The sequence below is a fragment of the Nocardioides sp. genome, assembly GCF_047602075.1.
GTDB lineage: Bacteria > Actinomycetota > Actinomycetes > Propionibacteriales > Nocardioidaceae > Nocardioides.
This window is the reverse complement of sequence record NZ_JASGIF010000001.1, coordinates 425744-446588: the sequence shown is the minus strand read 5'-3', so window position 1 is coordinate 446588 and position 20845 is coordinate 425744. Positions and strand designations below refer to the sequence as shown.

The following is a 20845-nucleotide window of genomic DNA, read 5'->3' as shown; positions in this document are numbered from 1 at the left end:
TCAGCCCATCCCGCCCATGCCGCTCGTCGTCACCTCGCTGGCCGGCGGCGCGGTGATCTTCACCGGTGTGCCGAGGTCGGTGATGGTGACCTTCGTGGTGCCGAGCTTGCCCATGTCGACCTGGGTCTGTCGAACCCGGCCGTCGCCGTCAAGCCACATGTCGTAGCGCATCGTCTTCGGCAGCACACCCTCGGTGGCGGCATCCCCGGTCTGCAGTGTGCTGGTGTCGATCGTCAGCTTGTAGTGGTCGGCGGCCTCGCCGTCGACGGCGTCCGAGCCGACGAAGACGACCTTCTGCATGCCGGACTCGAACATCTCGAACGACTTGACCGGGTCCATCGAGTTGGTCAGCGAGTCGGTGTTGCCTAGCGGGCTGTTGGGGTCGTCGAGGTCGAGCGCCATGAACTTGCCACCAGTGAGGTCGCCCATCTTCATGTACATCTTCTTGGTCTTGCCGATCAGCCGCATCTCGATGTTCTGGTTGCCCATCGCTGCCATCTGCATGGTCATCTGCATGCTCGGCGGGGTGGTGCTGTAGTCGACCTGGCCCTCGGCGGTCATCGCGCCCGGCCCGCCGGTCGTCTCCATGTGCACCTTGGCGGTGGTCATCTCACCGACGCCACTCTTGACCTTCTCGACGAAGTCGTGCGGATCGATCGACTCCCCCGCCTGGACGTCGTCGCTCTGATCGGCGGGCGGCGACTCGCTGCTCTGCTCGTCGCTCGGGCTGCTCGACGAGGCGGCTGACGTGGAGTCCTGGTCGGCTGACGTGGAGTCGTCGGGGCCGCAGGCCGCGAGGGCGGCGACCAGGAGAGGTACGGCGACCGCTGCGATCAGGCGGCGGGATCGGACTGGATGCATGAGAGTGGGCCTCCCGGGAGACGGCGCGAACAGGGTCGAGGCTACCGACTCGATGGGCGGCTCCACCGGGTTTCGACGCAGAACGGCTGGCATCGTGCTGGTCGGTGAGGGCAACCCCACACTATCGTTCAGCCGCGATCAGGCGGCGCCCGTCATCGCACCCATCCCGGACGTCACCTGACCGGACGGAGGAGCCGTGACCTTGACTGGCGCATCGAAGTCACCGGTGGTGACCGTCGTGGTGCCGAACTTCCCCATGTCGATCTGGCTCCGACGCAACCGACCCTCGTCGTCGAGCCACATGTCGTAGCGCACCGTCTTCGGCAACATGCCCACGGTGCCTGAGCTCTGGGAGTTGAGCTTGCTGGAGTCGATAGTCAGCCGGTAGTGGTCAGCGTCTTCGCCGTCGACCGTCTCCTCACCGACGAAGACGACCTTCTGCACTCCGTCCTCGAACTTCTCGACCGCCTTGGTCGGATCCATCGAGTCGATCGCCGCGTCAGTGTCGCCGAGCGCGCTGTTCGGATCGTCGAGGTCGAACGCCATGAACTTGCCGCCACTGAACTTGCCCATCTTCATGTACATCGTGTTGCCGACCAAGCGAAGCTCCATCCGCAGGCCACCCGTCTCCGTCATCTGCATCGTCATCGCGATGCTGGGCGGGTTGGTGCGGTAGTTGACGCGACCGTCGGCGGTCATCGTGCTGGGCCCGCTGGTCGCCTCCATATGGATCTTCGCCGTGGTGATGGTGCCGAGCGCGTCCTTGACCTGCTCGGTGAAGTCGTGCGGGTCGACCGAGTCGCCTGCCTGGACGTCGTCGGTCTCTTCGGCAGGTGCTGACTCGCTGCTCTGCTCGTCGCTCGGGCTGCTCGACAAGGCGGCCGGGGTGGGCTCCTGGTCGGCTGACTTGGAGTCGTCGGAGCCGCAGGCCGCGAGGGTGCCGACCAACAATGGCACGGCGACCGCTGCGATCAGGCGGCGGGATCGGACTGAGTGCATGAGAGTAGGCCCCCGGGAGACGGCGCGAACGGACCCGAGGCTACCGACTCGGCGGGCGGCTCAATTGGGTTTCAGCGAAGAACGGCTGGCTGTGATTCGAGGGCTAGGTACGGCGGGGCAGCGCGATCGTCACCGACCCGACGGCGAGGTCGTGCAGCCCGCGCCCGTCGGGGCGGAAGACCAGGGGCGGGATGAGCAGTGCGATCAGCACGCTGCGCACCAGGGCGGCCAGCAGGCTCAGCGGTCGCCCGGTCCCGTCGTTGCGGACGACGCGGAGGCGGGTGGCCAGTTGGCCGAACGAGCCGCCGGCGACCGCGCAGAGGATGGCGCTCTCCACGACGTAGACGCCGAGCACGACGAAGCCGGCCGACGGGTCGTCGCGATAGGTGTCCAACCCGACGATCACGATCGCCACCAGCGTCGAGGCGATCCAGTCGACCATCAGCGCGAGGCCACGCCGCACCCACGACGCCGTCTCACGCTCGGTCACCGGGTCAGGGTAACGACCACGCCCACGTCGTCGTACGCCCGGTCACGCCGAGTCGTTACACGGCAGAAACAATCGGGACACGGTCAAGAAACCGGCCCGGCATAGCGTCGAGACACCGGCGCATGAGTTGCGCCTGCCCATCAACCCTGACCCTGTCGGTCGCGCGCCCTGAGGCGGCCAAGGAGGACGAATGTTCGCAAACAGCGACGAGCTGCTGAAGTACATCAAGGACGAGGGCGTCGAAATGGTCGACGTCCGGTTCTGTGACCTGCCGGGTGTCATGCAGCACTTCACCGTGCCGGTGTCCTCGTTCGACCAGTCCGTCTTCGACGCCGGCCTGAACTTCGACGGCTCCTCGATCCGGGGCTTCCAGGCGATCCACGAGTCGGACATGTCGCTGTTCCCGGACCCGACGACGGCGTACCTCGACCCGTTCCGCAGCGCGAAGACCCTCGTGGTCAACTTCTTCATCCACGACCCGCTGACCGGCGAGGCGTACTCCCGCGACCCGCGCAACATCGCCCGCAAGGCGCAGGCCTACCTGTCCTCGACCGGCGTCGGCGACACCGCCTACTTCGCGCCCGAGGCGGAGTTCTACGTCTTCGACTCGGTGCGCTTCGAGACCGCGGTGAACAAGGGCTTCTACCACATCGACTCCGAGGCTGGCGCGTGGAACACCGGTGCCGAGGAGAACAACCGGGGCTACAAGGTCCGCTACAAGGGCGGCTACTTCCCGGTCGCGCCGTATGACCACTTCGGTGAGCTGCGCGACGAGATGACCATCGAGCTCGAGGCCGCCGGACTGACCGTCGAGCGGGCCCACCACGAGGTCGGCACCGCCGGCCAAGCGGAGATCAACTACAACTTCGCCGAGCTGCTCCAGGCCGCCGACGATGTGATGAAGTTCAAGTACATCATCAAGAACGTCGCCTGGCGCAACGACAAGACCGCCACCTTCATGCCCAAGCCGATCTTCGGCGACAACGGCTCCGGCATGCACTGCCACCAGTCGATCTGGGCCGACGGCAGCCCACTGTTCTACGACGAGACCGGCTACGCGGGCCTCTCCGATATGGCCCGCTACTACATCGGTGGCCTGCTCGCCCACGCCCCCTCGCTGCTGGCCTTCACCAACCCGACCGTGAACTCCTACCACCGCCTCGTGCCCGGCTTCGAGGCCCCGGTCAACCTGGTCTACAGCCAACGCAACCGCTCAGCCTGCATCCGGATCCCGATCACCGGGTCCAACCCGAAGGCCAAGCGCATCGAGTTCCGCTGCCCCGACCCCTCGGCCAACCCCTACCTCGCCTTCTCCGCGATGCTGCTAGCCGGCCTCGACGGCATCAAGAACAAGATCGAGCCCCACGAGCCCGTCGACAAGGACCTCTACGAGCTCCCCCGACGAGCACGCCAACATCCCCACCGTCCCCGGCACCCTCTCAGCCGTCATGGACGCCCTCGAAGCCGACCACGACTTCCTCCTCGAAGGCGGCGTCTTCACCGCCGACCTGATCGAGACCTGGGTCGACTACAAACGCACCAACGAGATCCAGCCCATCGCCCTGCGGCCACACCCGCACGAGTTCGAGCTCTCATTACGACATCTAGGCCCTGAGACCTAGCGAACCGGCCCCTGACCTGCAGAAACGCAGAATCAGGGGCCGGCTTGTTTCGTCCTAGTCCGCAAAAAGTCCGCAAGACGACCGTTGCGGACCAACGACGGCACGCGACAACCGGCTCCGGCCAACGTTCGTGGCCGTCGCCTACACTGGAGTCATGTCCGAGCTTCGCGATGAGCTGCACCACCTGATCGACTCCCTCCCGGAGGACGAGGTCGAGCAGGTGCTGAGTGACGTCCGCAAGCGCGCGGACCTTCACGTGGTGCCGTCGGATAAGGCGTTTGCCTGGGTCGGCTCGTTCAGCGGTCCGTCCGACCTCTCGACCAACCCCAAGCACCTTGAGGGCTTCGGCCGCGACTGACCGGTGATCCTGTATGACACCGGTGCGATCGTCGCGGCCGCGAACACCAACGACCAGCATCACCACGCCTGTGTCTCACTGCTGACGGGGTTGCGTCTCGCCAAGCGTCGTCTGCTCGTCCCGGCCACGGTCGTCGCCGAGGCGGGCTACATGATCCGCAAGCACTCTCCTCGGTCTGAGGTCGAGTTCATCCGCAGCCTCTCCAACGGCGACTTCGAGCCGGTCGAACTCACCGTTGCCGACTACGCGCGCATGACTGAACTCGCGGAGACCTACATCGATCGACCGATGGGCGTCACCGACGCGTCGGTCATCGCGATTGCCGAGCGGCTCGGCGTCACCGAGATCGCCTGCACGGACCGAACCGACTTCCGCATGGTCCACCCACGGCACGTCGATGCGTTCGCGCTGCTGCCCGAAGGTATCGGTTAACGCGAGTTGTATTACGACATTTAGAGGCAGGGGTCATCTGGCCTGCTTGTCATCTGGCCTGCTCTGACGTGTAGAACAGGCCCCTGACCTGGGAAAACGTCCTTCAACGCCGCTCAGCGTTGAGGGACGTTTTCCGTTGTTCTGTGCCATGGATGTGCCATCGGCACCCGGCTTCCTTCTCCTTCACTGCCTAGGTGCGTCGCGCCTTCCGGCGCTCGGGTTCACCGCTCGCTGGGCGGCCCAGCACACCTCCTAGGCGTCCCACCAAGCAACGTCCGAGGAGAGCCCGATGGCAAGAGCATCGAACGAGGGCTTGTCAACGACGAGCCGCGCTATGACGTCCGCTACCGCGACCCGTCAGGTCGGCAGCGCAAGAAGACCTTCCCCAAGAAGGGCTTCGCCGTCCGGTTCGCCGCCACGATCGAAGCCGACATGCTTCGAGGCACCTACATCGACCCCGATGCCGGACGGGTCGCGTTCCAGAAGTACGCCGAGAACTGGCTACGGAATCAGCCGCTGGAGGCGACCAGCCGGGAGACGATCGAGCGCCGGCTCCGACTCCATGTCTATCCGGTCCTCGGATCGAAAAGCCTGAGGCAGATCGATCCATCGGCCATTCGCGGCTGGCTGCACGGGCTCAGCCTGGCCTCATCGAACTCCCAGCATTCGGTCTTCACCAACGTCTCTACCGTCTTCTCTGCGGCGGTCGACGACGGGCTCGTCCCGAAGAACCCGTGCAAAGCGCGATCCGTGCGCGCACCGCGACTCGAACGACGCCGAGCAGTGCCGTGGGATGCGGTCAGAGTCATGGCAGTTCGCGAGGCTCTCCCCGATAGCGGCGCGCAAAGCAGGCGCGGGGATGAGGGTTGTACCAGAGGTCGATGAGGAGCACGCCGTCGATGTAAGTCAGTAGGTCGGCCTCAGTTCCCTCGCGCAGGACGATCTCGTAGACCCGGGCCGGGTCCTGGCGGTCGGTCAGGTGGTAGGTGCGGGAAGGACCGGACCAGTAGAGGTGACCCGGCAGCACAACAGCGGCGAGCGCGTCGGCGACGTCCAGGCGCCAGAGACGGTCGGGAACGACTTAAGGCTCACCGCGAGTACATGCGTGTTGGGCGAAGCTGACGCGCGGCGTGAGGTCGAGGTCGTAGCCGCTGGCCTCCACGATCCGTTCGGCTACCGCCAGCGTCGGTGACTTCTCTCCACGCTCGTAGACCGACAGTGTGGGCTGGGCGGTACCCGAAAGGCGCGCCAAAGTTCGCTGCGACAGTCCGCTGCTACGACGCGCACGGGCGATAATCGTTCCTCCGGCCACGCCAGGACCATATCTGCCCGAATATCATCCGAACGCACTGCTCGCTCCCGCCGGAGCGCCTGCGCCCCGAAATCGTCGCCAAACCACCACATCGCGATCCGGCTTCTTGTCGGTCGGCTCTCCTACACTGGGCAGCATGAGCGTGGATCGCAGCGAGTTGCACGAGCTCGTCGACGCGCTGCCGGATGACCAGTTGCCGGCAGCGGGCGATGAGTTGCGGCGACGGCTGCCTCAGTCCACGACAAACAGCACGTGGCCGCCGGAATTCTTCAACATCATCGACGGCACTGAGGTGCCCACCGATGTGGCCCCGAACGTCGACCTCTACTTGGCCGCCTACGGCTTCGGCAGTGACTCCTTGTGATTCTCTGTGACAGCGGTCACTCATCGCCGCTGCCGTCAAGAAGCAACCTCACAACCACCCCTGCGTCGAGATGTTCACCGGACTGCGGTTGGCCGGAAGGCGACTGCTCGTGCCGCCCACGGTCGTCGCCGAGGTCGGATTCATGCTGGACAAGCTCGGCGGCTCCCGCGCCGAGAAGGCGTTCCTGCTCGCGCTCGGTAGGCGAGACTTCGACCCGGTGGATCTCACGACCGACGACTACACGCGCATGGCCGAACTGGTCGAGCAGTACGACGATCTCCGCCTCGGCACAACCGACGCCTCGGTGATCGCCCTCGCCGAACGACTGAACATCACGGACGTGGCGACGCTGGATCGCCGCCACTTCACCGCCGTGCGACCACAGCACGTCGAGGCGCTGACCCTCTTGCCAGAACGCCTCTAGATTCACATCAGCCTCGCTGATAACTCCAGTTTGTGCCATGACGGTGCCATCGCCTCCGGCGGGAGCAGCCGAATCAGCCGTTTGACCTGCACAGACGCCGAATCACTTGTCGGACTTACGACATTTGGGCCCTGAGACCTAACGAACCGGCCCCTGACCTGCGGAAACTCAGAATCAGGGGCCGGCTTGTTTCGTCCTAGTCCGCAAAGAGTCCGCAAGACGTTCGTTGCGGACCAACGATGACCGTCGGTTTCCGCTCACCGCCACCACTCTCGGAGGCGTGTACACTTAGAGCAGTTAGATGTGGCGAGTTGCCGGGAGGCGAGATGAGCACTGCACTTGTTGAGGATGTCGAGGTTCTGCGCTCGGGCTTGGCCAGTGACCAGCCCGAGATTGAGGTGACCCTCCGGCTCCCCCGTGAGAGCGCGAAGAAGGTGCTCGACCTGCTGGATGCCGAGCAGACCGTCGGTGCGCTGGTCATCCCCGCCAAGCAGGAGTTCACCACCACCCAGGCCGCGAAGATTCTCGGCATGTCTCGGCCGACGCTGATGCGACTCATGGCTGTGGGGCGGATCGGTTTCCGCAAGGTGGGCAAGCACCACCGCATCTCTGCTGCGGCGATTCAGGAGTTCCGTGAGCGCCAGCGAGAGGAAGGCGACCCGATGGCCGTCGTGGCCGCGCTCGCCAACAAGTACGGGAATGTCGATTGACGATCTCGGTCACGCTCGCTGACGCGAACATCCTGATCTCTCGGACCCTCCGCGACTACTTCGTGTACGCCGCGAGCGTTGGCGCACTTCAGATTCACGGGAGTGACTCGATCCTCGACGAGACCACCCGCAACCTGATCGCCAAGTACGACTTCTCGACCCAAGACGCCGCTGTCCTGGTCGCCCTTCTCGGCCAGTTCTTACCGGACGCGCTCATCGAGACGACCAAGCGCGACCTCGCTGCGGTGGAGAAGGTCGAGGTGAGTCCGAACGACCGTCATGTGCTCGCGGCCGCGTTGTCTGCACAGGCCGACCTTCTGCTGACCGACAACATTCGTCACTTCCCCAAGGGCTGGATGGCGGACCGCGGCATCGAACTGATCGACTCAGCGAGCCTGCTCACACGCCTTGCCCGCGAGCAGCCCGACAAGCTGCGTGCGGCGCATCGGCTTACCGTCCATCGCTCCCCCAAGTCTGAGGAGGCGATTCTCGCGACTTTGGAGCGCGCTATCGGAGCCGAAGCAGCCGCGGTCGTCCGCGCCGTCGTCGAGCCGGAGGCTCAGCGTGAGTCGGACGACTGAACCGCCTCGGCCCGCGCCTGCATCACCGCGTCGATGGCTGTGCGGGTGGACTCGTCGGAGTCGGGCCATAGGTGTGCGTAGGTGTCGAGTGTTGTCTTGGCCGAGGCGTGTCTCAGCCGTGCCTGGACGACCTTTTCGTCCGCGCCGCTGGCGATGAGCATGCTGGCGAGGTAGTGCCGCAGGTCGTGGAACCGGAAGTCGGGCGGCAACCCCGGCACTTTCTCGCGTGCCGTGCGGATCGCGCGTTGCAGCGTCCACGGGGCAAGCTGGTCGCCCCACTCGTTGACGAGCACGAACCCCTCAGCCGACCACTGCGCGACATGGGCCGACAACGCCAGCGCGAGGCTCTGCGGGATCGGCAACGCTGCCCGTGAGGCGTCAGTCTTCAGGGGAAGTGCTGGGTATTGAACGGCCGGGTTGATGACACCGCGCATGAAGTCGACGTCACTGACCCTCAGTCCGCAGACCTCGGCGTCACGCAACCCCGCGAACGCCCCGAGCAACACCGCCGCACGCAGGCGCTCAGGCAGAGTGTCGTGCAACGCCCACATCTGCTCGGTGGTGCAGACGTAGGGCCGTTGCTTGCCCGCCGCCGGCGACGTCCGCCGCGAGCACGGCGACTTGGCCACCAGCCCGTCGTGGACGGCGTCAGAGAACACCTGCGCGAACCGGGAGTGGAGGGCGTAGACATAGGAGTCCTCCAACCCCTCGGCCGCAAGCTCCGCTGTCCAGGTCCGCACATGCGACGGGCGCACCGACCCGAGCGGCATCGTGCCGAACGCGGCCTTGATCCGCTTGATGTGGGTCTCGGCCTGCCGGACGGTGGAGTCGCGGTTGCGCCGGTAGCCGTCGAGCCAGGTGTCGCACCACTGCCCCACCGTGATCTTGGCTTGCTTGGGCGCAACGTGCGTGCCCGTCAGCAGCCGCGAGGTCTGCTCGTCCAGTCGAAGGCAGCACCGGCCGTACCCGTGGCCCGGCCGAGGAGTTGCGCTACCGGATCGAAGGCACCCTGGGCGCGATCGAGGTCAGCCTGCCCACGATGGACGAACTCGTCACCGAGCAGCCGTTCGCACTGGTCGACACCTGGCGACAGGCAGCCCGTGCCTGTGTGCTCGGCGAGCACGACTTCACCAACGGCGTCGGCTACGGGCGGCTCTCCGAATCCCAGTGCCTGACCGTCATCAAAGACGCAGCCGACGTTGTACGCGCTCTCGTCAGCCTCGACCGGCGCTACGCCAACATCCCCGGCTGGCATCCGTTGAAGGATCCCGGTCGACTCGGACGCGTGGCCGAGACCTGCGCAACCTGGGCCGGATACTGGGAACCGGACTACACCGTCGACCTGCGCGGCTGGCGACCCGAGCCCACCCTGATCGAAGGACCCGGGCTGCCCGGCATCACCGGCGTGCTCCAGGCCCAGCACAACCTGCTCATCCACCTGGGCACATTCCCCACCGCCAACAACCTGCGTGTTGTGCTCGACTCCCAGCGCATCGTCTCCCGCGAAACCGCCCACGGACTCCAACCCTTCGACCCGACCCTGGCAGCGCGGTGGGAACGGCGAGCTGAGACCTACGGGCGACTCGTGCACGAGACCCGTGACCTCGGCGGCATGGTCGGCAACGGCGGACCCGCCGCCGGCCAAGGCTCGATCGCCGCCGTACGCATGGAGAAGCTCGCCAGGGACGCAATCACCGATCCAGCACAATCCCGGCGGCTCCAACGTGTCAGCGCAGGCATCGACGAACGGATCTGCAACGTCATCGAACGCGGCGTCGCCCAGCGCCTCTACTTCCAGCGCATCAACGTCCCCGGCCTCAACGACCACAACGGCGAACTCGTCCGCGTGACCCGGCAGAAGTTCGTGCCCATCACCTCCCCGGTGCAGACCGACCTGCTCGCAATCGTTCGCAACGACCTGCGGCCCACACCTATCCGACGAAAGGCGCCGAAAGGTGCGACGCAAAGCCGACTCGACTTCGAGGCAGCGCTGCACCACCGGCCACCACCGAGAGGAGCGAGCCCAGATGTCCCGTCGATCTGACACCCCGTCCACCACCCACCACCGAGGAGAGAACATGGAGAGACTCCTGACCGTCGAGGAGGTCGCCGACTTCCTCGGTGTCCCGGTCAACACGCTCTACCAGTGGCGACACAAGGGCACCGGCCCCCTCGCCTTCCGCGTCGGACGCTTCCTGCGCCACGACGCCGCTGAGGTCCGCCAGTGGCTGACCGATCACGCGGCGGTGAGCCATGGCCTGGGTTGAGAAGCGCGAGCGCACCACCGCGAAGGGCAAGACTCAGATCACCTGGCGCGTCCGGTGGCGGGAACCCGATGGCCGTGCCCGAGCCAAGTCGTTCCCCCGCAAGGTCGACGCCGACCGATTCGCGTTCACCGTCTCGGCCGACATCGTCCGGGGCAACTACCTCGACCCGGACGCCGGCAAGGTGAAGTTCGAGGAGTACGCCGCCAAGTGGCTCGCAGCGCAGACCTTCGAGGAGACCACCCGCGTGGCGGTCGAGCTCCGACTGCGGCTCCACGCCTACCCCGTGCTCGGGGATCGGTTCCTCTCCGACATCCAGCCATCGACGATCCAAGGCTGGCTTCGCGGCCTGACCGAGTTGGCACCGACGTACCGCAAGGTCGTGTTCGCCAACGTTGCCACCGTCTTCACCGCCGCGGTCGACGACGAGATACTCGCCAAGAACCCGTGCAAGGCGCCGGCGGTGCGCAAGCCGAGGTCGGACCCGAAGAAGCTCGTGGCCTGGACGCAGCAGCGTGTGCTGGCAATGCGTGACGAACTGCCCGACCGCTACTCGTTGGTTGCAGTTCTCGGCGCCGGGCTCGGACTACGACAGGGTGAGATCTTCGCCCTCTCTCCCGACGACCTCGACCTGGAACGCGGCGAGGTCAACGTCCGGCGTCAGGTGAAGGTGTTCGGTGGCAACGTGCTCGTGTTCGGGCTGCCGAAGGGCCGCAAGACCTGCAAGGTCCCTCTGCCCGACGGCACGCTGGAGGCGATCACGCGCCACATGACCCAATACCCGCCCGTTGAGGTCACCCTGCCGTGGATGGTCCCCGACGGGAAGGAGACGACCGCTTCGCTGCTGTTGACCACTCGGGAGAGGAAGGCGCTGAACCGCAACTACTTCAACACCTACGTGTGGAGGCCAGCGCTCGTTCGCACACACATCCCCGACCTGCGCGAGAACGGCTGCCACGCGCTGCGGCATTTCTTCGCCAGCACCGCGCTCCACGAGGGCGAGACGATCAAGGCGGTCAGCGAGCACCTCGGCCACGCCGATCCGGGTTTCACTCTTCGGACGTACACGCACCTCATGGAGGGCAGTTCGGAGCGCACCAAGCGCGCCATCGACGCCGTCTTCGGCACCCACTCCGACGAGGAGGAAGACGTCGAGGAAGATGACGACGATGACGTGCGTGATGGTGATCCCGACGTTGCCGCAGATCCCCCCGACGACAGTCGGGTCGACGACGTCATCGAGGATGGGGAGGCCCTGGAGTGAGGGGTTCGACTTTCACCGATGTCACGTTCCCGGTACACTTTGGTGACATGACGACGTTGTCGCCCGCTGCGGTGATCCGAGAGACGCCGGAGAAGTCCTTCGTCCATGTGGACAGGCTCCCCGGCTCCTCGACCGCTGCCCGCAAGGCGGCATCGCGTGCGGTGAAAGACGGCCTGCTGCTGCCGGTCCGCCGTGGCCTGTACTACCGCGGCCGACGCACCCGATACGGCATCACCGCGCCCCGACCCGACGAGGTCGCTCGCGTGGTGCTCGGCACCCGTGGCGTCGGCCCGGCGGGTTACTCCGCCGCCCGCGCCTGGGGCGTCACCACACAGGTTCCCCCGCTGTGGCATGTCGCCACGCTGCGCACCGTCGACCCCATCGAGGGCGTCACCCAGCACGAGCGCCGCAACCTCGCGCGAGCCGATCTCGAGGAGAAGGAGATCGCCCTGCTGGAGTTGTTGCGCTCCCCCGATGTCTACGTCGAGGCTGGCTGGGACGCCCTGGTCGACAGGTTCCGTGCCTCGCTGGGCAACCGCGAGGTCGACCAGGAGCGGCTGCGGGCCGCAGTGCCCGGTGAGTACAACCGGGCCGTGCGGGACAACTTCGCCCGGCTCGTCGAGTCCCTGGCGGTGGCGGCATGACCGAACGTCTACGGGACCATCCCGACGACCTCGACGCGCTCGTCACGCAGACAGCTTCTGCGGGAGGGCTGCCTGCGGCGTACGTCGAGAAGGACTTCTGGGTGACCGAGATCCTCCGCGCTGCGGCGATCGACCGCACGGTGCCCATGCCTGACGGGTCGACCTCGACGGTGACGTTCTTGTTCAAGGGTGGCACCAGCCTGAGCCGCGTGTTCGGGATCGTGGACCGCTTCTCCGAGGACGTCGACCTGCTCTCGCCGTGTTCCCCGCGGGGCCATCACTCAACGCGCGCCACAAGGTGCTCAAGCAGGTCGACACCGACGTCACCACCCACCTCGGTCTGACGAAAGCAGACGTGAGCGCTGGCGCTTCGACGACCGGGGTCAAGCGGTACACGACCTACCACTACCCCACCGTCCGAGCTGGCGACAGCTTGAAGGAGGGCGTGCTGCTCGAACTCGGCAGCCGCGGCGGCACCTACCCCGCCGCGCTTCACGGCTACCGCTCGATGGTCGCCGAGTATGCGATCACCCAGCTCGGCGAGCCCGAGGACACATGGGAGGAGTTCACCTCCTTCGAGGTGAACGTGCTCGCGCCCGAACGGACTCTGCTGGAGAAGATCGCGGCCGTCCACGACGCCGCCGTCCGGGGCGACACTGCCACCCTGCTCAAGCACGGTCGGCACTTCTACGACATCGACCGGCTCCTCAACACCGACTCAGTCACCGCGGCGCTCGACGCTCTCGGACGAGACGGGTTCACCGAGCTGGTCGAGGACATCAACGCGCATAGCGCCGACGCCGGCTTCTCCTGGAGCCCACGCCCCGAAGGCGGCTACGCCGACAGCCCTGCGTTCGATCCGGAGACCGACGTGCATGCCGCAATCCGCACCGGCTTCGACGCCGCGCAGGCGCTCATCCACGGTGCCCGGATCACCCTCGACGAGGTCATCAGCACCGTCCTCGCGAACCGCGAGAGGCTGTGATCCCGTGGACGCCGAGCGTACCCAGAGCGTACCCAGCGACATGATCAGCGACGTTTCCGCAGTGATGATGGCGGGGCTGCCTGGTCCGGTTGGATCGTGGTGGAAGTCCCCGGCCGGTTGACTCTCGTTTCCGCCGGCTTCGTGCCTTTGACCTGAACTGTCGCCGGCCGGGGGCGCACGCACCGGCCGGACGGAGCGTGACCTGATAGGAGCTTGGCCGCGCCTCGTCACTGTGCTGTCCGCCCGACCGGCGGTGCGTGTCCGTCCTATCGGATCGAAGAGAACGGCACACACACCATGGTAGAAGCCACCGACCTTGCTCGTGAGGTCACCGACATCGCCGGCGGGATCGACACCCACGCAGACACCCACACCGTCGCCGCAATCGACGGCCTCGGCCGGCTCCTGGGCCACGCGACCTTCCCGGTCACCATGACCGGCTTCGACGACCTACTGGCCTGGCTCAAAGGCCACGGAAATGTCATCGTCGTCGGCATGGAGGGAACCGGCTCCTACGGCGCCACCTTGTTCCAGCATCTACGTGCCCAGGGGCTGCGCATCATCGAGGTCGACCAGCCCGACCGACGTGCGCGACGCAAGTCCGGTAAGTCCGATCCGACTGATGCGATCGCAGCTGCGCGTGCGGTCTTGGCTGGGACCGCGACGGGGACACCGAAGACCCGCGACGGTGTCGTAGAGTCCGTGCGAGCGCTCAGAGTGGCTAGGAATGGGGCGATCAAGGCTCACACGGCCGCGATCAACGCACTGCGTCAGACCATCATCACCGCGCCCGCGCACCTACGCACACAGTTGACCGGGCTGGGCGCGAAGACGCTGGTCGAGACCTGTTCCCGGTTCCGGCCCGGCGACGTTCGTGATCCCGAGCAGGCCGCCAAAGCCACCCTGCGGCGCCTGGCTCGCCGCTGCAAGATGTTGGCCGACGAGCTGGCTGAAACCGACAAGGACATCGCGCGCCTGCTCACCGACCGTGCGCCGGACCTGTTGGCCGTGCACGGCGTTGGCCCCGACATCGCCGGACAACTCCTCATCACCGCTGGCGACAACCCCGAACGCCTCAGATCGGAGGCATCCTTCGCCGTCCTGTGCGGCGTCAGTCCGCTCCTGGCGTCCTCAGGCAAAACCAACCGACACCGCCTCAACCGCGGTGGCGACCGCGCCGCCAACAGTGCCCTACACAGGGGTGGTGGCAGTAGTCCAGTTCGATCGAGCGGTTCTGCGCGAACTGATCTCGGCTAGGTAGATCTGCCCGGTTCCGCCGAAGGAAGCGACCATTGGCGCGCGGCTGCTCGTGTCACCCACAGGCCATCACTCTGTTGCCTCGTCGGTGAGGTGTAGTCCCCTGGAGGGTGTCGAGGGCGAGGACCGCTGGCACCAGAGCACGCAGATCGCCACAGGGGAGCGGATCGCCGCCACCTTCACGCTCGACCACGGGGCGCCAGGGACGATGAGCGCCGGCCGGCTACGCGCCGCACTCGGCCTCTAGCCACACCGGGTCCGGCAGAGCAACACCGCGCCGAGTCGCCGGAGCGGCGTAGACTTCTCGGGAGCGATGAGGACTCACATCAGTGCGCGCCACTCGCGGAGTGCTGCCCGGTCCACGGGCCCGCGGCCGGGTGGAGTGCCGTCAAGGCGGCGTCCAGCGATTGCAGGGTCTTCCTCGCACCCCGCTCCCACCAACGTTCGCTCAAGACCTCAACCTCGATGTCGCCGGTGTATTGAAGACGAGCGGCGAGACTAAGGAACGCGCCGAAGTCGATGCACCCCTCGCCTGGGATGCCGCGACTGGTGGTTGGGCCGTTGTCCGGGTCTATCCAGTCGGCGATCTGAACGCAGTGAATGCGACCTTTGAGCCTGTCCGTCAGATTGTCGATCCCTGCGTCCCACCACACGTGGTAGCTATCGAGCGCGATGCCGTGCTCGTGCATTCCCAGTTCGTCCAGAACATCGAGCGCCTCGCCTACAGTCGTGATGCACGACCTGGCTTCCACGAGCATCGGGTGCATCGGTTCCAGAGCCAAGGACACGCCGCGACTTGCGGCGTACTCCGCCAGACGTCCGAGCCCATCACGGACCATCGAGCGCGATCCCACGAGGTCGCGAGCGACGAGGCCGCCCGGGACTACAACCACGGCTGCGGCTCTCAGCGCCGCCGCTTGATCTACCGCGAGAAGCGAGTCGTCGATCGCCCTGGCACGCTGCGCTGGATCCTCGTGGGTGAAAAGCCCGGCGCGGCAAAGTGAGCTCACTCGCAGTCCGGACTCGGCTACCCGGGCCGCCACTTCCGCCGCGGCATAGTCGTCGAAGTGATCCCGCCACAGCCCGATGCCCTGGTAGCCATGCTTTGTCGCCGATTCGAGCAATTCGGGAAGCTCAAGGTACGGGACTGTGATGGAGTTGAGGCTCCATCTCGTCGGGATAGCCGCGTTCGCGCAAGTCACGAGACCCCCAGGTCAGAGAACACTGCTCTCGCCCTGGCGGCTGCTATCTCGGGGTCGGGGAAGAGGCCCAACGCGTCCGCGGCCACGAGAACACGAGCAAGATGCTGCGGGTCGCGTCGCTGCTGGAGGTCACCTAGCATCCGGAAGTGCTCCTGATGCCCTGAGAGGTGTGCGATCCAAGCCACGCCGACTTTGTAGAACTGCGTCGGGCTCTCAAACACGAGCCGGCTCAACTCCTCGCTCGGGCCGAGCGTTTGAATGAAACCAGTCAGGTCGTCTTCGTCTAGTCGGCGCAGCGCAGCAGAAGCAACAGGAGCGAGAAACGCGAAGGCCCCGAGCAAGGCATCGCTGTGCTGCTCTCCGTCCCCCGCAATGAGCTCGGTGTAGTGGAAATCGTCACCGGTGTAGCAGCGCACTCCTTCCGGGAGCGCTGCCCGAAGCGCTACCTCCTTGGTCTGGTCGAGGAGCGAGACCTTGATGCCCCGCACCGTGTCGGTGTGGGCGGCGATCAGGTCGAGGACCACTTGATCGGCATGGTCACGCTCTCCCCCGGTCCAGTACGACTTCAACGCTGGGTCGAACGCGGTCCCTAACCAATGCAAGATGACCGGGCCATCGGATTGCGAAAGAACCTCGTCATACACCGCCCGGTAGTCCGCGGGACTAGCGGCGACGGCGGCCAGCTGCCGGCTCGCCATGATGACAGGGACGGCACCCGACGCTCGTGCTCGGTGCACCTCGTGAAGGTAGGCAGAGGTGATCGCGGCGAGGCTAGGACGGTCGGTGGCGCTCAAGGCATCCGTGCAGACGCCCACCACCAACGGAGACGGTGCGGTTCGCGACTTCGCCTGAGAACAAGTTTGATCCACGAGTCGCCTTGCAGCGGCGGCGCTGAGGCCTTGACCGCGCTGCGCGGTATCCATGGCGTCAGCAACGCCCAACCCAAGGTCCCACAAGTGCTCGCGGAAGGCCGCGGTGCCGTCCCAGTCAATCTGTCCTGCGCCGTCGACGACCACATGTGCCGCGGCGAAGACCTCCCTTGACGTTGCCGGTGCCGACAGAGTGTCTAGGGTCTGCGGATCGCCAAGCGTGTGGGACACCACACCGTTCGCCGATGGCAGCCGTACGGATACGGCGGTCGTCAAGGCCATGCAGACTAGAGTAACCGATTACTCCAATCTGAAGATAGACCTTGTGCCACGCGTAATCAGGGGCCTATCGTGTCAAGCAATCGCTTTCTCAGGAGATGGTCTTCCAGTGCGCAACGCACAGCTGCCGGATGCATCGCCGGCCCGTCCCGCGCCTCAAAGTGTCGACGAGGTACGGGTCTACGGTCAGTTCATTGACGGAACCTGGACTCCGTGGCCAGAGCCCGAGGCTGCACTCGAGAGAGTGGGTCCTGGCACTGGCGGGCGCGTTGTCGCTCGCTTCACCCGAGGCACCTCGCAGGACGTGTCTGACGCCGTCGGAGCTGCTCGTCGTTCATTCGACGAGGGCCCGTGGCCCCGGATGAGCGGAATCGACAGGGGTCGCGCACTCCTGAGGCTTGCCGGCCTTCTCCGAGAGCACAGTGAGCGGTTCGCGCGAATCGAGGCACAAGAGGTCGGCAAACCAATCCGGTTGGCACGTGGCGACGTCGACGCATGTGTCGACATGATCGAGTACGCCGGCGGGTTGGCAATGGCGACCACTGGTGACGCCCACACAAACCTCGGCGAGACCTTTCACTCGTGGACGGTGCGCGAACCAGTTGGCGTGGTGGCGATGGTAACTCCGTGGAACTTTCCCCTTCTCCAGTTGGTGCAGAAGCTTCCGTTCGCTCTGGGGTCTGGATGCACCGCAGTAGTCAAACCGTCGGAGATGACATCGTCGACCACCCTTGAACTCGCATTGCTCGCGCAGCAAGCAGGTGTCCCCGACGGTGTCATCTCGGTCGTGACCGGCGAGGGAAAGGATGTGGGGCAAGCGCTCGCGGAGAGTCCGGAAATTGACCTGATGTCCTTCACCGGCAGCACTGCAACTGGCCAGGCCGTGTCCGTTGCCGCCGCCGCGAACGCCACGAGGTTGTCTCTTGAACTTGGCGGCAAGGCGGCCACCATCGTCTGCGCGGACGCGGACTTGGACGACGCCCTCGACGGCACACTTTTCGGGCTCTTGTTCAACCAAGGCGAGTGCTGCGTATCCGGAGCTCGGCTCCTGGTCGAACAATCGATCGCCGATGAGTTCTTGGACAGACTGGTTTCTGCCGCGGCAGCGGTGCGCGTCGGCCCTCCGCTAGACGAGGACACCGAGGTAGGTGCCCTGATCAGTCCGGATCACGTCCAGAAGGTATTGAGCTTCCTCGCACCCGAACGGCTAGGAAAGGGCCGTGTCCTCACCGGCGGCGAGATCCGCGATACAGACTTCGTCACGCCCACGATCGTCGACGACGTCACTCCCGACAGCGCGCTCTTCCAGGAGGAGATCTTCGGCCCCGTGCTAGCGGTTACCCGCTTCCGGGATCTTGACGAGGCGATTCAGCTCGCCAACGCGGTTGACTACGGCTTGGCGAACTCCATCTGGAGCAAGAACGTCGACAAGACGCTGATGGCAGCGCGACGGTTGCGCAGCGGCCGCGTCTGGATCAACACGACCATCGACGGCTCGGCGCAACTGCCTGCAGGTGGCATGGGAGCCAGTGGCTATGGCCGGGAGATGGGTCGCCAAGGCTTCGACGAGTTCACCGAACTCAAATCCGTGCAGCTTCGCACCGGGCCGCGCGAGCGCTTCTTCGCTGCGACGCGAGCGCTGTCTTGAGGTTCCTAGACGCCGAGGCGGCGGTAGCCGAGATCCCACACGGCGCAACGGTCACGCTCTCGGCCAACGGCGGTGGCATGCTCGAACCCGATCGCGTGCTCGCAGCGCTTCGAGCGCGATTCGAGAGTACGAGCGGACCAAGAGACCTCACCCTGGTGCATGCCCTCGGTCTCGGCGACGGAGTTCATCGCGGAACCAACGCAGTCGCACTCGAAGGACTTGTCAGCACCGTCATTGGCGGACACTGGACCTGGTCCCCCGAAATGGTGCGCATGGCGAACGAAAACCGGATAGCCGCCTACGCCCTGCCAGCAGGTGTGATCAGCCTGCTACTCAGGGAGATCGGTGCCCGGCGGCCCGGACTACTTACCCGCACAGGGCTAGGCACCTTCGTCGACCCACGACAGGCCGGGGGCGCCTGCAACGCACGAGCCCGCCAACGGTCGCTGGTGGAGGTTGTCGAGTTCGACGGCGATGAGTATCTCCGCTATCGCCCGTTCCCGGTCGATGTGGCGATCATCCGTGCCGAAGCGGTCGACCCGGCAGGAAACCTCAGCTGTGCGCGTGAGGCCGGCGTACTGGACGTCTTGGCTGCCGCGACCGCCGCGCGCGCCTCTGGTGGTCGCGTCATCGCGCAGGTCAAGCGACGCATAGACACGGTGCACGAGCCACACCTCGTGCACGTCCCCGCGCCACTCGTCGACGTAGTCGTCCTATCCCCAACGCAGTGGCAGACCTACGCCGGCGAATTCGATCCCGCGTTCTGTGCCACCTCCGCCGAGGCTCACATCGTGCCGAAATTCACCGATCCCGTACGCACGCTCATCGCCCTCCGAGCAGGGCAAGAGGTCAGAGCTGGGTCGTTGCTCAACGTCGGTTTCGGGATGTCATCCCTCGTGGTTGACGCACTCACCTCACAAGGGCGCATGGACGACGTCACCCTCGCGATCGAGCAAGGCATGATCGGTGGTGTGCCGGTTTCGGGTGATCTCTTCGGCGCAGTCAGAAGCCCCGCCGTGGTCCAACCATCGACGACGCAATTCGACCTCTTCGCCAGTGGCGTACTCGATATGGCATGCCTGGGCATGGCGCAAGCCGATGCTGATGGAAACGTCAACGTCAGCCGCATCAACGGCTCTGTGATCGGACCCGGTGGGTTCGTTGACATCGCACAGAACGCCGCCGAAGCCGTATTCTGTGGCACCTTCACAGCCAAAGGACTCCGGGTCGGATTCCAAGATTCTCGAATCAGGATCCTTGAGGAGGGTTCGGTGCCCAAGTTCGTCGCCCAAGTCGAAGAGATCACCCACTCAGGGCGCCTGGCCGTCGCCGAGGGTAGGCAGGTCACCTTCGTCACCGAAAGAGCTGTGCTAAAGCTCCGCTCAGAAGGCGTTGAACTCGTCGAGGTTGCGCCCGGTATCGACATTCGCACAGACGTGATAGAGCACATGGGATTCACCCCGCTTGTGCGAAACGTCAAACCAATGGACGCCGGCCTGATCGCTGCCGCACAGTCCCTGACGGCGGGAGCGGCATGAGCGCCTCGGAGAACGGTTTGGTCGGCAAAGTCATCGTCATCACGGGAGCGAGCGGCGGTATCGGGTCAGCTATTGCACGCCGCGTGGCCGCTGCCGGCGCCACCCCCTTCCTCGTCGACCTGGCCGACAACGTCGAAGCTCTCGGGAATGAGCTCGACGCCGCTTCGCTGCAACTCGATCTCTCAGAACCGGGCAGCACACAACAGGTAGTGCGAGACGTCGCGTCAGCGAACGGTCGCATCGACGGCATCGTTGCAGTCGCAGGTGTCCAGTGGCGTGGTGAAGCGACCCAAATCACGGAGGAGAGCTGGCAACGGCTACTGGATATCAACCTCTCCTCGACCTACCGCCTCATACGCGACGCAACTCCGCATCTCAGCGAGTCCAAGGGCTGCATTGTTGCGGTCTCATCGCTAGCCGCCGACCGGGCGGTTCCAGGCATCGTTCCCTACGGTGCCACCAAAGCCGCGTTGCACCAACTGTGCAGGGGCCTAGCAGTCGAGCTCGGACCCTCCGGAATCCGGGTAAACACTGTGGCGCCCGGGTACGTGGACACGCCGATGACCGCCGCGGTGCTCCAGGACCCCGAGTCCCGCACGGCCAAACTGTCCCGAATCCCGCTAGGACGGCTGGCCGACGCCTTCGACATCGCCGATCCGGTGGTCTTCCTGCTGTCTGGCGCCGCCCGATACGTCACAGGCGCCTGCCTCGCCGTTGACGGCGGCTACGCGATCACTTGAGG

Annotated in this window: 25 protein-coding genes and 1 pseudogene; 19 read left to right on the top strand and 7 right to left on the bottom strand. The window is 65.6% G+C overall.

The window, feature by feature from the left end; translation table 11 throughout:
• The 3 genes from QM714_RS02360 to QM714_RS02350 all read right to left on the bottom strand — a co-directional run bounded on the left by QM714_RS02360 (position 1) and on the right by QM714_RS02350 (position 2350).
• Positions 1-861: a DUF6612 family protein gene (locus QM714_RS02360; RefSeq protein ID WP_415097230.1), complete on the bottom strand. Its 861-nt coding sequence runs from the start codon at positions 859-861 to the stop codon at positions 1-3.
• 138 nt (positions 862-999) lie between these two features.
• Positions 1000-1860, bottom strand: coding sequence for an LppX_LprAFG lipoprotein (locus QM714_RS02355; protein ID WP_415097229.1), 861 nt, complete (start codon positions 1858-1860; stop codon positions 1000-1002).
• 103 nt (positions 1861-1963) lie between these two features.
• Positions 1964-2350: an RDD family protein gene (locus tag QM714_RS02350; RefSeq protein ID WP_415097228.1), complete on the bottom strand. Its 387-nt coding sequence runs from the start codon at positions 2348-2350 to the stop codon at positions 1964-1966.
• A gap of 190 nt (positions 2351-2540) precedes the next feature.
• On the opposite strand from QM714_RS02350, the pseudogene glnA reads away from it, so the two are divergent.
• From glnA to QM714_RS02330, 4 genes and pseudogenes are all read left to right on the top strand, one after another.
• Positions 2541-3958: pseudogene (glnA, locus tag QM714_RS02345) on the top strand (type I glutamate--ammonia ligase).
• A 168-nt stretch (positions 3959-4126) separates the two neighbouring features.
• Complete coding sequence (locus QM714_RS02340; RefSeq protein WP_415097227.1) at positions 4127-4330, top strand: hypothetical protein; 204 nt, start codon at positions 4127-4129, stop codon at positions 4328-4330.
• A gap of 3 nt (positions 4331-4333) precedes the next feature.
• The gene (locus QM714_RS02335) at positions 4334-4762 is read left to right on the top strand and encodes a type II toxin-antitoxin system VapC family toxin (RefSeq protein WP_415097225.1); all 429 of its coding nucleotides are present in this window, start codon (positions 4334-4336) and stop codon (positions 4760-4762) included.
• Positions 4763-5194: 432 nt separating this feature from the next.
• Positions 5195-5647 (top strand): phage integrase central domain-containing protein, encoded by a 453-nt coding sequence (locus tag QM714_RS02330; protein ID WP_415097223.1) that lies wholly within the window; start codon positions 5195-5197, stop codon positions 5645-5647.
• A gap of 196 nt (positions 5648-5843) precedes the next feature.
• Here the strand turns inward: QM714_RS02330 and QM714_RS02325 are convergent, their stop codons facing one another.
• Complete coding sequence (locus QM714_RS02325) at positions 5844-6074, bottom strand: helix-turn-helix domain-containing protein (RefSeq protein ID WP_415097221.1); 231 nt, start codon at positions 6072-6074, stop codon at positions 5844-5846.
• Between the two features lie 136 nt (positions 6075-6210).
• Between QM714_RS02325 and QM714_RS02320 the strand changes: the two genes are divergently transcribed.
• From QM714_RS02320 to QM714_RS02305, 4 genes are all read left to right on the top strand, one after another.
• Positions 6211-6438 (top strand): hypothetical protein, encoded by a 228-nt coding sequence (locus tag QM714_RS02320; protein ID WP_415097219.1) that lies wholly within the window; start codon positions 6211-6213, stop codon positions 6436-6438.
• A gap of 22 nt (positions 6439-6460) precedes the next feature.
• The gene (locus QM714_RS02315; protein WP_415100949.1) at positions 6461-6862 is read left to right on the top strand and encodes a type II toxin-antitoxin system VapC family toxin; all 402 of its coding nucleotides are present in this window, start codon (positions 6461-6463) and stop codon (positions 6860-6862) included.
• 326 nt (positions 6863-7188) lie between these two features.
• Entirely contained in the window at positions 7189-7572 is a 384-nt protein-coding gene (locus tag QM714_RS02310) for a helix-turn-helix domain-containing protein (RefSeq protein WP_415097217.1), read from the top strand.
• On the top strand, positions 7569-8153 hold the full coding sequence (locus QM714_RS02305) for a hypothetical protein (RefSeq protein WP_415097215.1): 585 nt from the start codon (positions 7569-7571) through the stop codon (positions 8151-8153). The genes QM714_RS02310 and QM714_RS02305 overlap by 4 nt, the downstream gene beginning before the upstream one ends.
• Here QM714_RS02305 and QM714_RS02300 read toward each other — a convergent pair.
• Positions 8132-9031, bottom strand: coding sequence for a tyrosine-type recombinase/integrase (locus tag QM714_RS02300; protein WP_415097213.1), 900 nt, complete (start codon positions 9029-9031; stop codon positions 8132-8134). The genes QM714_RS02305 and QM714_RS02300 overlap by 22 nt on opposite strands.
• Positions 9032-9138: 107 nt before the next feature.
• Between QM714_RS02300 and QM714_RS02295 the strand changes: the two genes are divergently transcribed.
• From QM714_RS02295 to QM714_RS02260, 8 genes are all read left to right on the top strand, one after another.
• The gene (locus tag QM714_RS02295) at positions 9139-10197 is read left to right on the top strand and encodes a hypothetical protein (RefSeq protein WP_415097211.1); all 1059 of its coding nucleotides are present in this window, start codon (positions 9139-9141) and stop codon (positions 10195-10197) included.
• Between the two features lie 34 nt (positions 10198-10231).
• Positions 10232-10420 (top strand): helix-turn-helix transcriptional regulator, encoded by a 189-nt coding sequence (locus QM714_RS02290; protein ID WP_415097209.1) that lies wholly within the window; start codon positions 10232-10234, stop codon positions 10418-10420.
• Positions 10407-11681, top strand: a complete 1275-nt coding sequence (locus QM714_RS02285) for a tyrosine-type recombinase/integrase (RefSeq protein ID WP_415097207.1) — start codon at positions 10407-10409, stop codon at positions 11679-11681. The genes QM714_RS02290 and QM714_RS02285 overlap by 14 nt, the downstream gene beginning before the upstream one ends.
• Positions 11682-11728: 47 nt before the next feature.
• The gene (locus tag QM714_RS02280) at positions 11729-12325 is read left to right on the top strand and encodes a hypothetical protein (protein ID WP_415097205.1); all 597 of its coding nucleotides are present in this window, start codon (positions 11729-11731) and stop codon (positions 12323-12325) included.
• Positions 12322-12669 (top strand): nucleotidyl transferase AbiEii/AbiGii toxin family protein, encoded by a 348-nt coding sequence (locus QM714_RS02275; RefSeq protein ID WP_415097203.1) that lies wholly within the window; start codon positions 12322-12324, stop codon positions 12667-12669. The genes QM714_RS02280 and QM714_RS02275 overlap by 4 nt, the downstream gene beginning before the upstream one ends.
• A complete protein-coding gene (locus QM714_RS02270; RefSeq protein WP_415097201.1) occupies positions 12624-13310 on the top strand; it encodes a nucleotidyl transferase AbiEii/AbiGii toxin family protein in 687 nt (228 codons plus the stop codon). The genes QM714_RS02275 and QM714_RS02270 overlap by 46 nt, the downstream gene beginning before the upstream one ends.
• 297 nt (positions 13311-13607) lie before the next feature.
• Positions 13608-14567 carry an IS110 family transposase gene (locus QM714_RS02265; RefSeq protein ID WP_415097199.1) on the top strand — a complete coding sequence of 320 codons (960 nt, stop codon included), beginning with the start codon at positions 13608-13610 and terminating at the stop codon, positions 14565-14567.
• Between the two features lie 88 nt (positions 14568-14655).
• Positions 14656-14814 (top strand): hypothetical protein, encoded by a 159-nt coding sequence (locus tag QM714_RS02260; RefSeq protein ID WP_415097197.1) that lies wholly within the window; start codon positions 14656-14658, stop codon positions 14812-14814.
• A gap of 79 nt (positions 14815-14893) precedes the next feature.
• Here the strand turns inward: QM714_RS02260 and QM714_RS02255 are convergent, their stop codons facing one another.
• Together QM714_RS02255 and QM714_RS02250 are read right to left on the bottom strand one after the other, a co-directional pair.
• Positions 14894-15769: a sugar phosphate isomerase/epimerase family protein gene (locus QM714_RS02255; RefSeq protein ID WP_415097195.1), complete on the bottom strand. Its 876-nt coding sequence runs from the start codon at positions 15767-15769 to the stop codon at positions 14894-14896.
• On the bottom strand, positions 15766-16920 hold the full coding sequence (locus QM714_RS02250) for a DUF993 family protein (RefSeq protein WP_415097193.1): 1155 nt from the start codon (positions 16918-16920) through the stop codon (positions 15766-15768). Before QM714_RS02250 ends, QM714_RS02255 begins: the two co-directional genes overlap by 4 nt.
• Here QM714_RS02250 and QM714_RS02245 point away from each other — a divergent pair.
• Genes QM714_RS02245 through QM714_RS02235 form a run of 3 tightly spaced genes read left to right on the top strand, consistent with a single transcriptional unit; the run spans position 16919 to position 20843 of the window.
• Complete coding sequence (locus tag QM714_RS02245) at positions 16919-18565, top strand: aldehyde dehydrogenase family protein (protein WP_415100947.1); 1647 nt, start codon at positions 16919-16921, stop codon at positions 18563-18565. The genes QM714_RS02250 and QM714_RS02245 overlap by 2 nt on opposite strands.
• Positions 18562-20103, top strand: a complete 1542-nt coding sequence (locus QM714_RS02240) for a CoA-transferase (protein ID WP_415097191.1) — start codon at positions 18562-18564, stop codon at positions 20101-20103. Before QM714_RS02245 ends, QM714_RS02240 begins: the two co-directional genes overlap by 4 nt.
• Complete coding sequence (locus QM714_RS02235; RefSeq protein ID WP_415097189.1) at positions 20100-20843, top strand: SDR family NAD(P)-dependent oxidoreductase; 744 nt, start codon at positions 20100-20102, stop codon at positions 20841-20843. Before QM714_RS02240 ends, QM714_RS02235 begins: the two co-directional genes overlap by 4 nt.
• The last annotated feature ends 2 nt before the right edge of the window (positions 20844-20845 follow it).

What these genes read in the sequence shown, in the direction of transcription:
- QM714_RS02360 (WP_415097230.1), bottom strand. Translation starts at nt 861, where the DNA reads ATGCATCCAGTCCGATCCCGCCGCCTGATCGCAGCGGTCGCCGTACCT.
- QM714_RS02355 (WP_415097229.1), bottom strand. Translation starts at nt 1,860, where the DNA reads ATGCACTCAGTCCGATCCCGCCGCCTGATCGCAGCGGTCGCCGTGCCA.
- QM714_RS02340 (WP_415097227.1), top strand. Translation starts at nt 4,127, where the DNA reads ATGTCCGAGCTTCGCGATGAGCTGCACCACCTGATCGACTCCCTCCCG.
- QM714_RS02330 (WP_415097223.1), top strand. Translation starts at nt 5,195, where the DNA reads ATGCTTCGAGGCACCTACATCGACCCCGATGCCGGACGGGTCGCGTTC.
- QM714_RS02320 (WP_415097219.1), top strand. Translation starts at nt 6,211, where the DNA reads ATGAGCGTGGATCGCAGCGAGTTGCACGAGCTCGTCGACGCGCTGCCG.
- QM714_RS02310 (WP_415097217.1), top strand. Translation starts at nt 7,189, where the DNA reads ATGAGCACTGCACTTGTTGAGGATGTCGAGGTTCTGCGCTCGGGCTTG.
- QM714_RS02290 (WP_415097209.1), top strand. Translation starts at nt 10,232, where the DNA reads ATGGAGAGACTCCTGACCGTCGAGGAGGTCGCCGACTTCCTCGGTGTC.
- QM714_RS02285 (WP_415097207.1), top strand. Translation starts at nt 10,407, where the DNA reads ATGGCCTGGGTTGAGAAGCGCGAGCGCACCACCGCGAAGGGCAAGACT.
- QM714_RS02280 (WP_415097205.1), top strand. Translation starts at nt 11,729, where the DNA reads ATGACGACGTTGTCGCCCGCTGCGGTGATCCGAGAGACGCCGGAGAAG.
- QM714_RS02275 (WP_415097203.1), top strand. Translation starts at nt 12,322, where the DNA reads ATGACCGAACGTCTACGGGACCATCCCGACGACCTCGACGCGCTCGTC.
- QM714_RS02265 (WP_415097199.1), top strand. Translation starts at nt 13,608, where the DNA reads ATGGTAGAAGCCACCGACCTTGCTCGTGAGGTCACCGACATCGCCGGC.
- QM714_RS02245 (WP_415100947.1), top strand. Translation starts at nt 16,919, where the DNA reads ATGCAGACTAGAGTAACCGATTACTCCAATCTGAAGATAGACCTTGTG.
- QM714_RS02250 (WP_415097193.1), bottom strand. Translation starts at nt 16,920, where the DNA reads ATGGCCTTGACGACCGCCGTATCCGTACGGCTGCCATCGGCGAACGGT.
- QM714_RS02235 (WP_415097189.1), top strand. Translation starts at nt 20,100, where the DNA reads ATGAGCGCCTCGGAGAACGGTTTGGTCGGCAAAGTCATCGTCATCACG.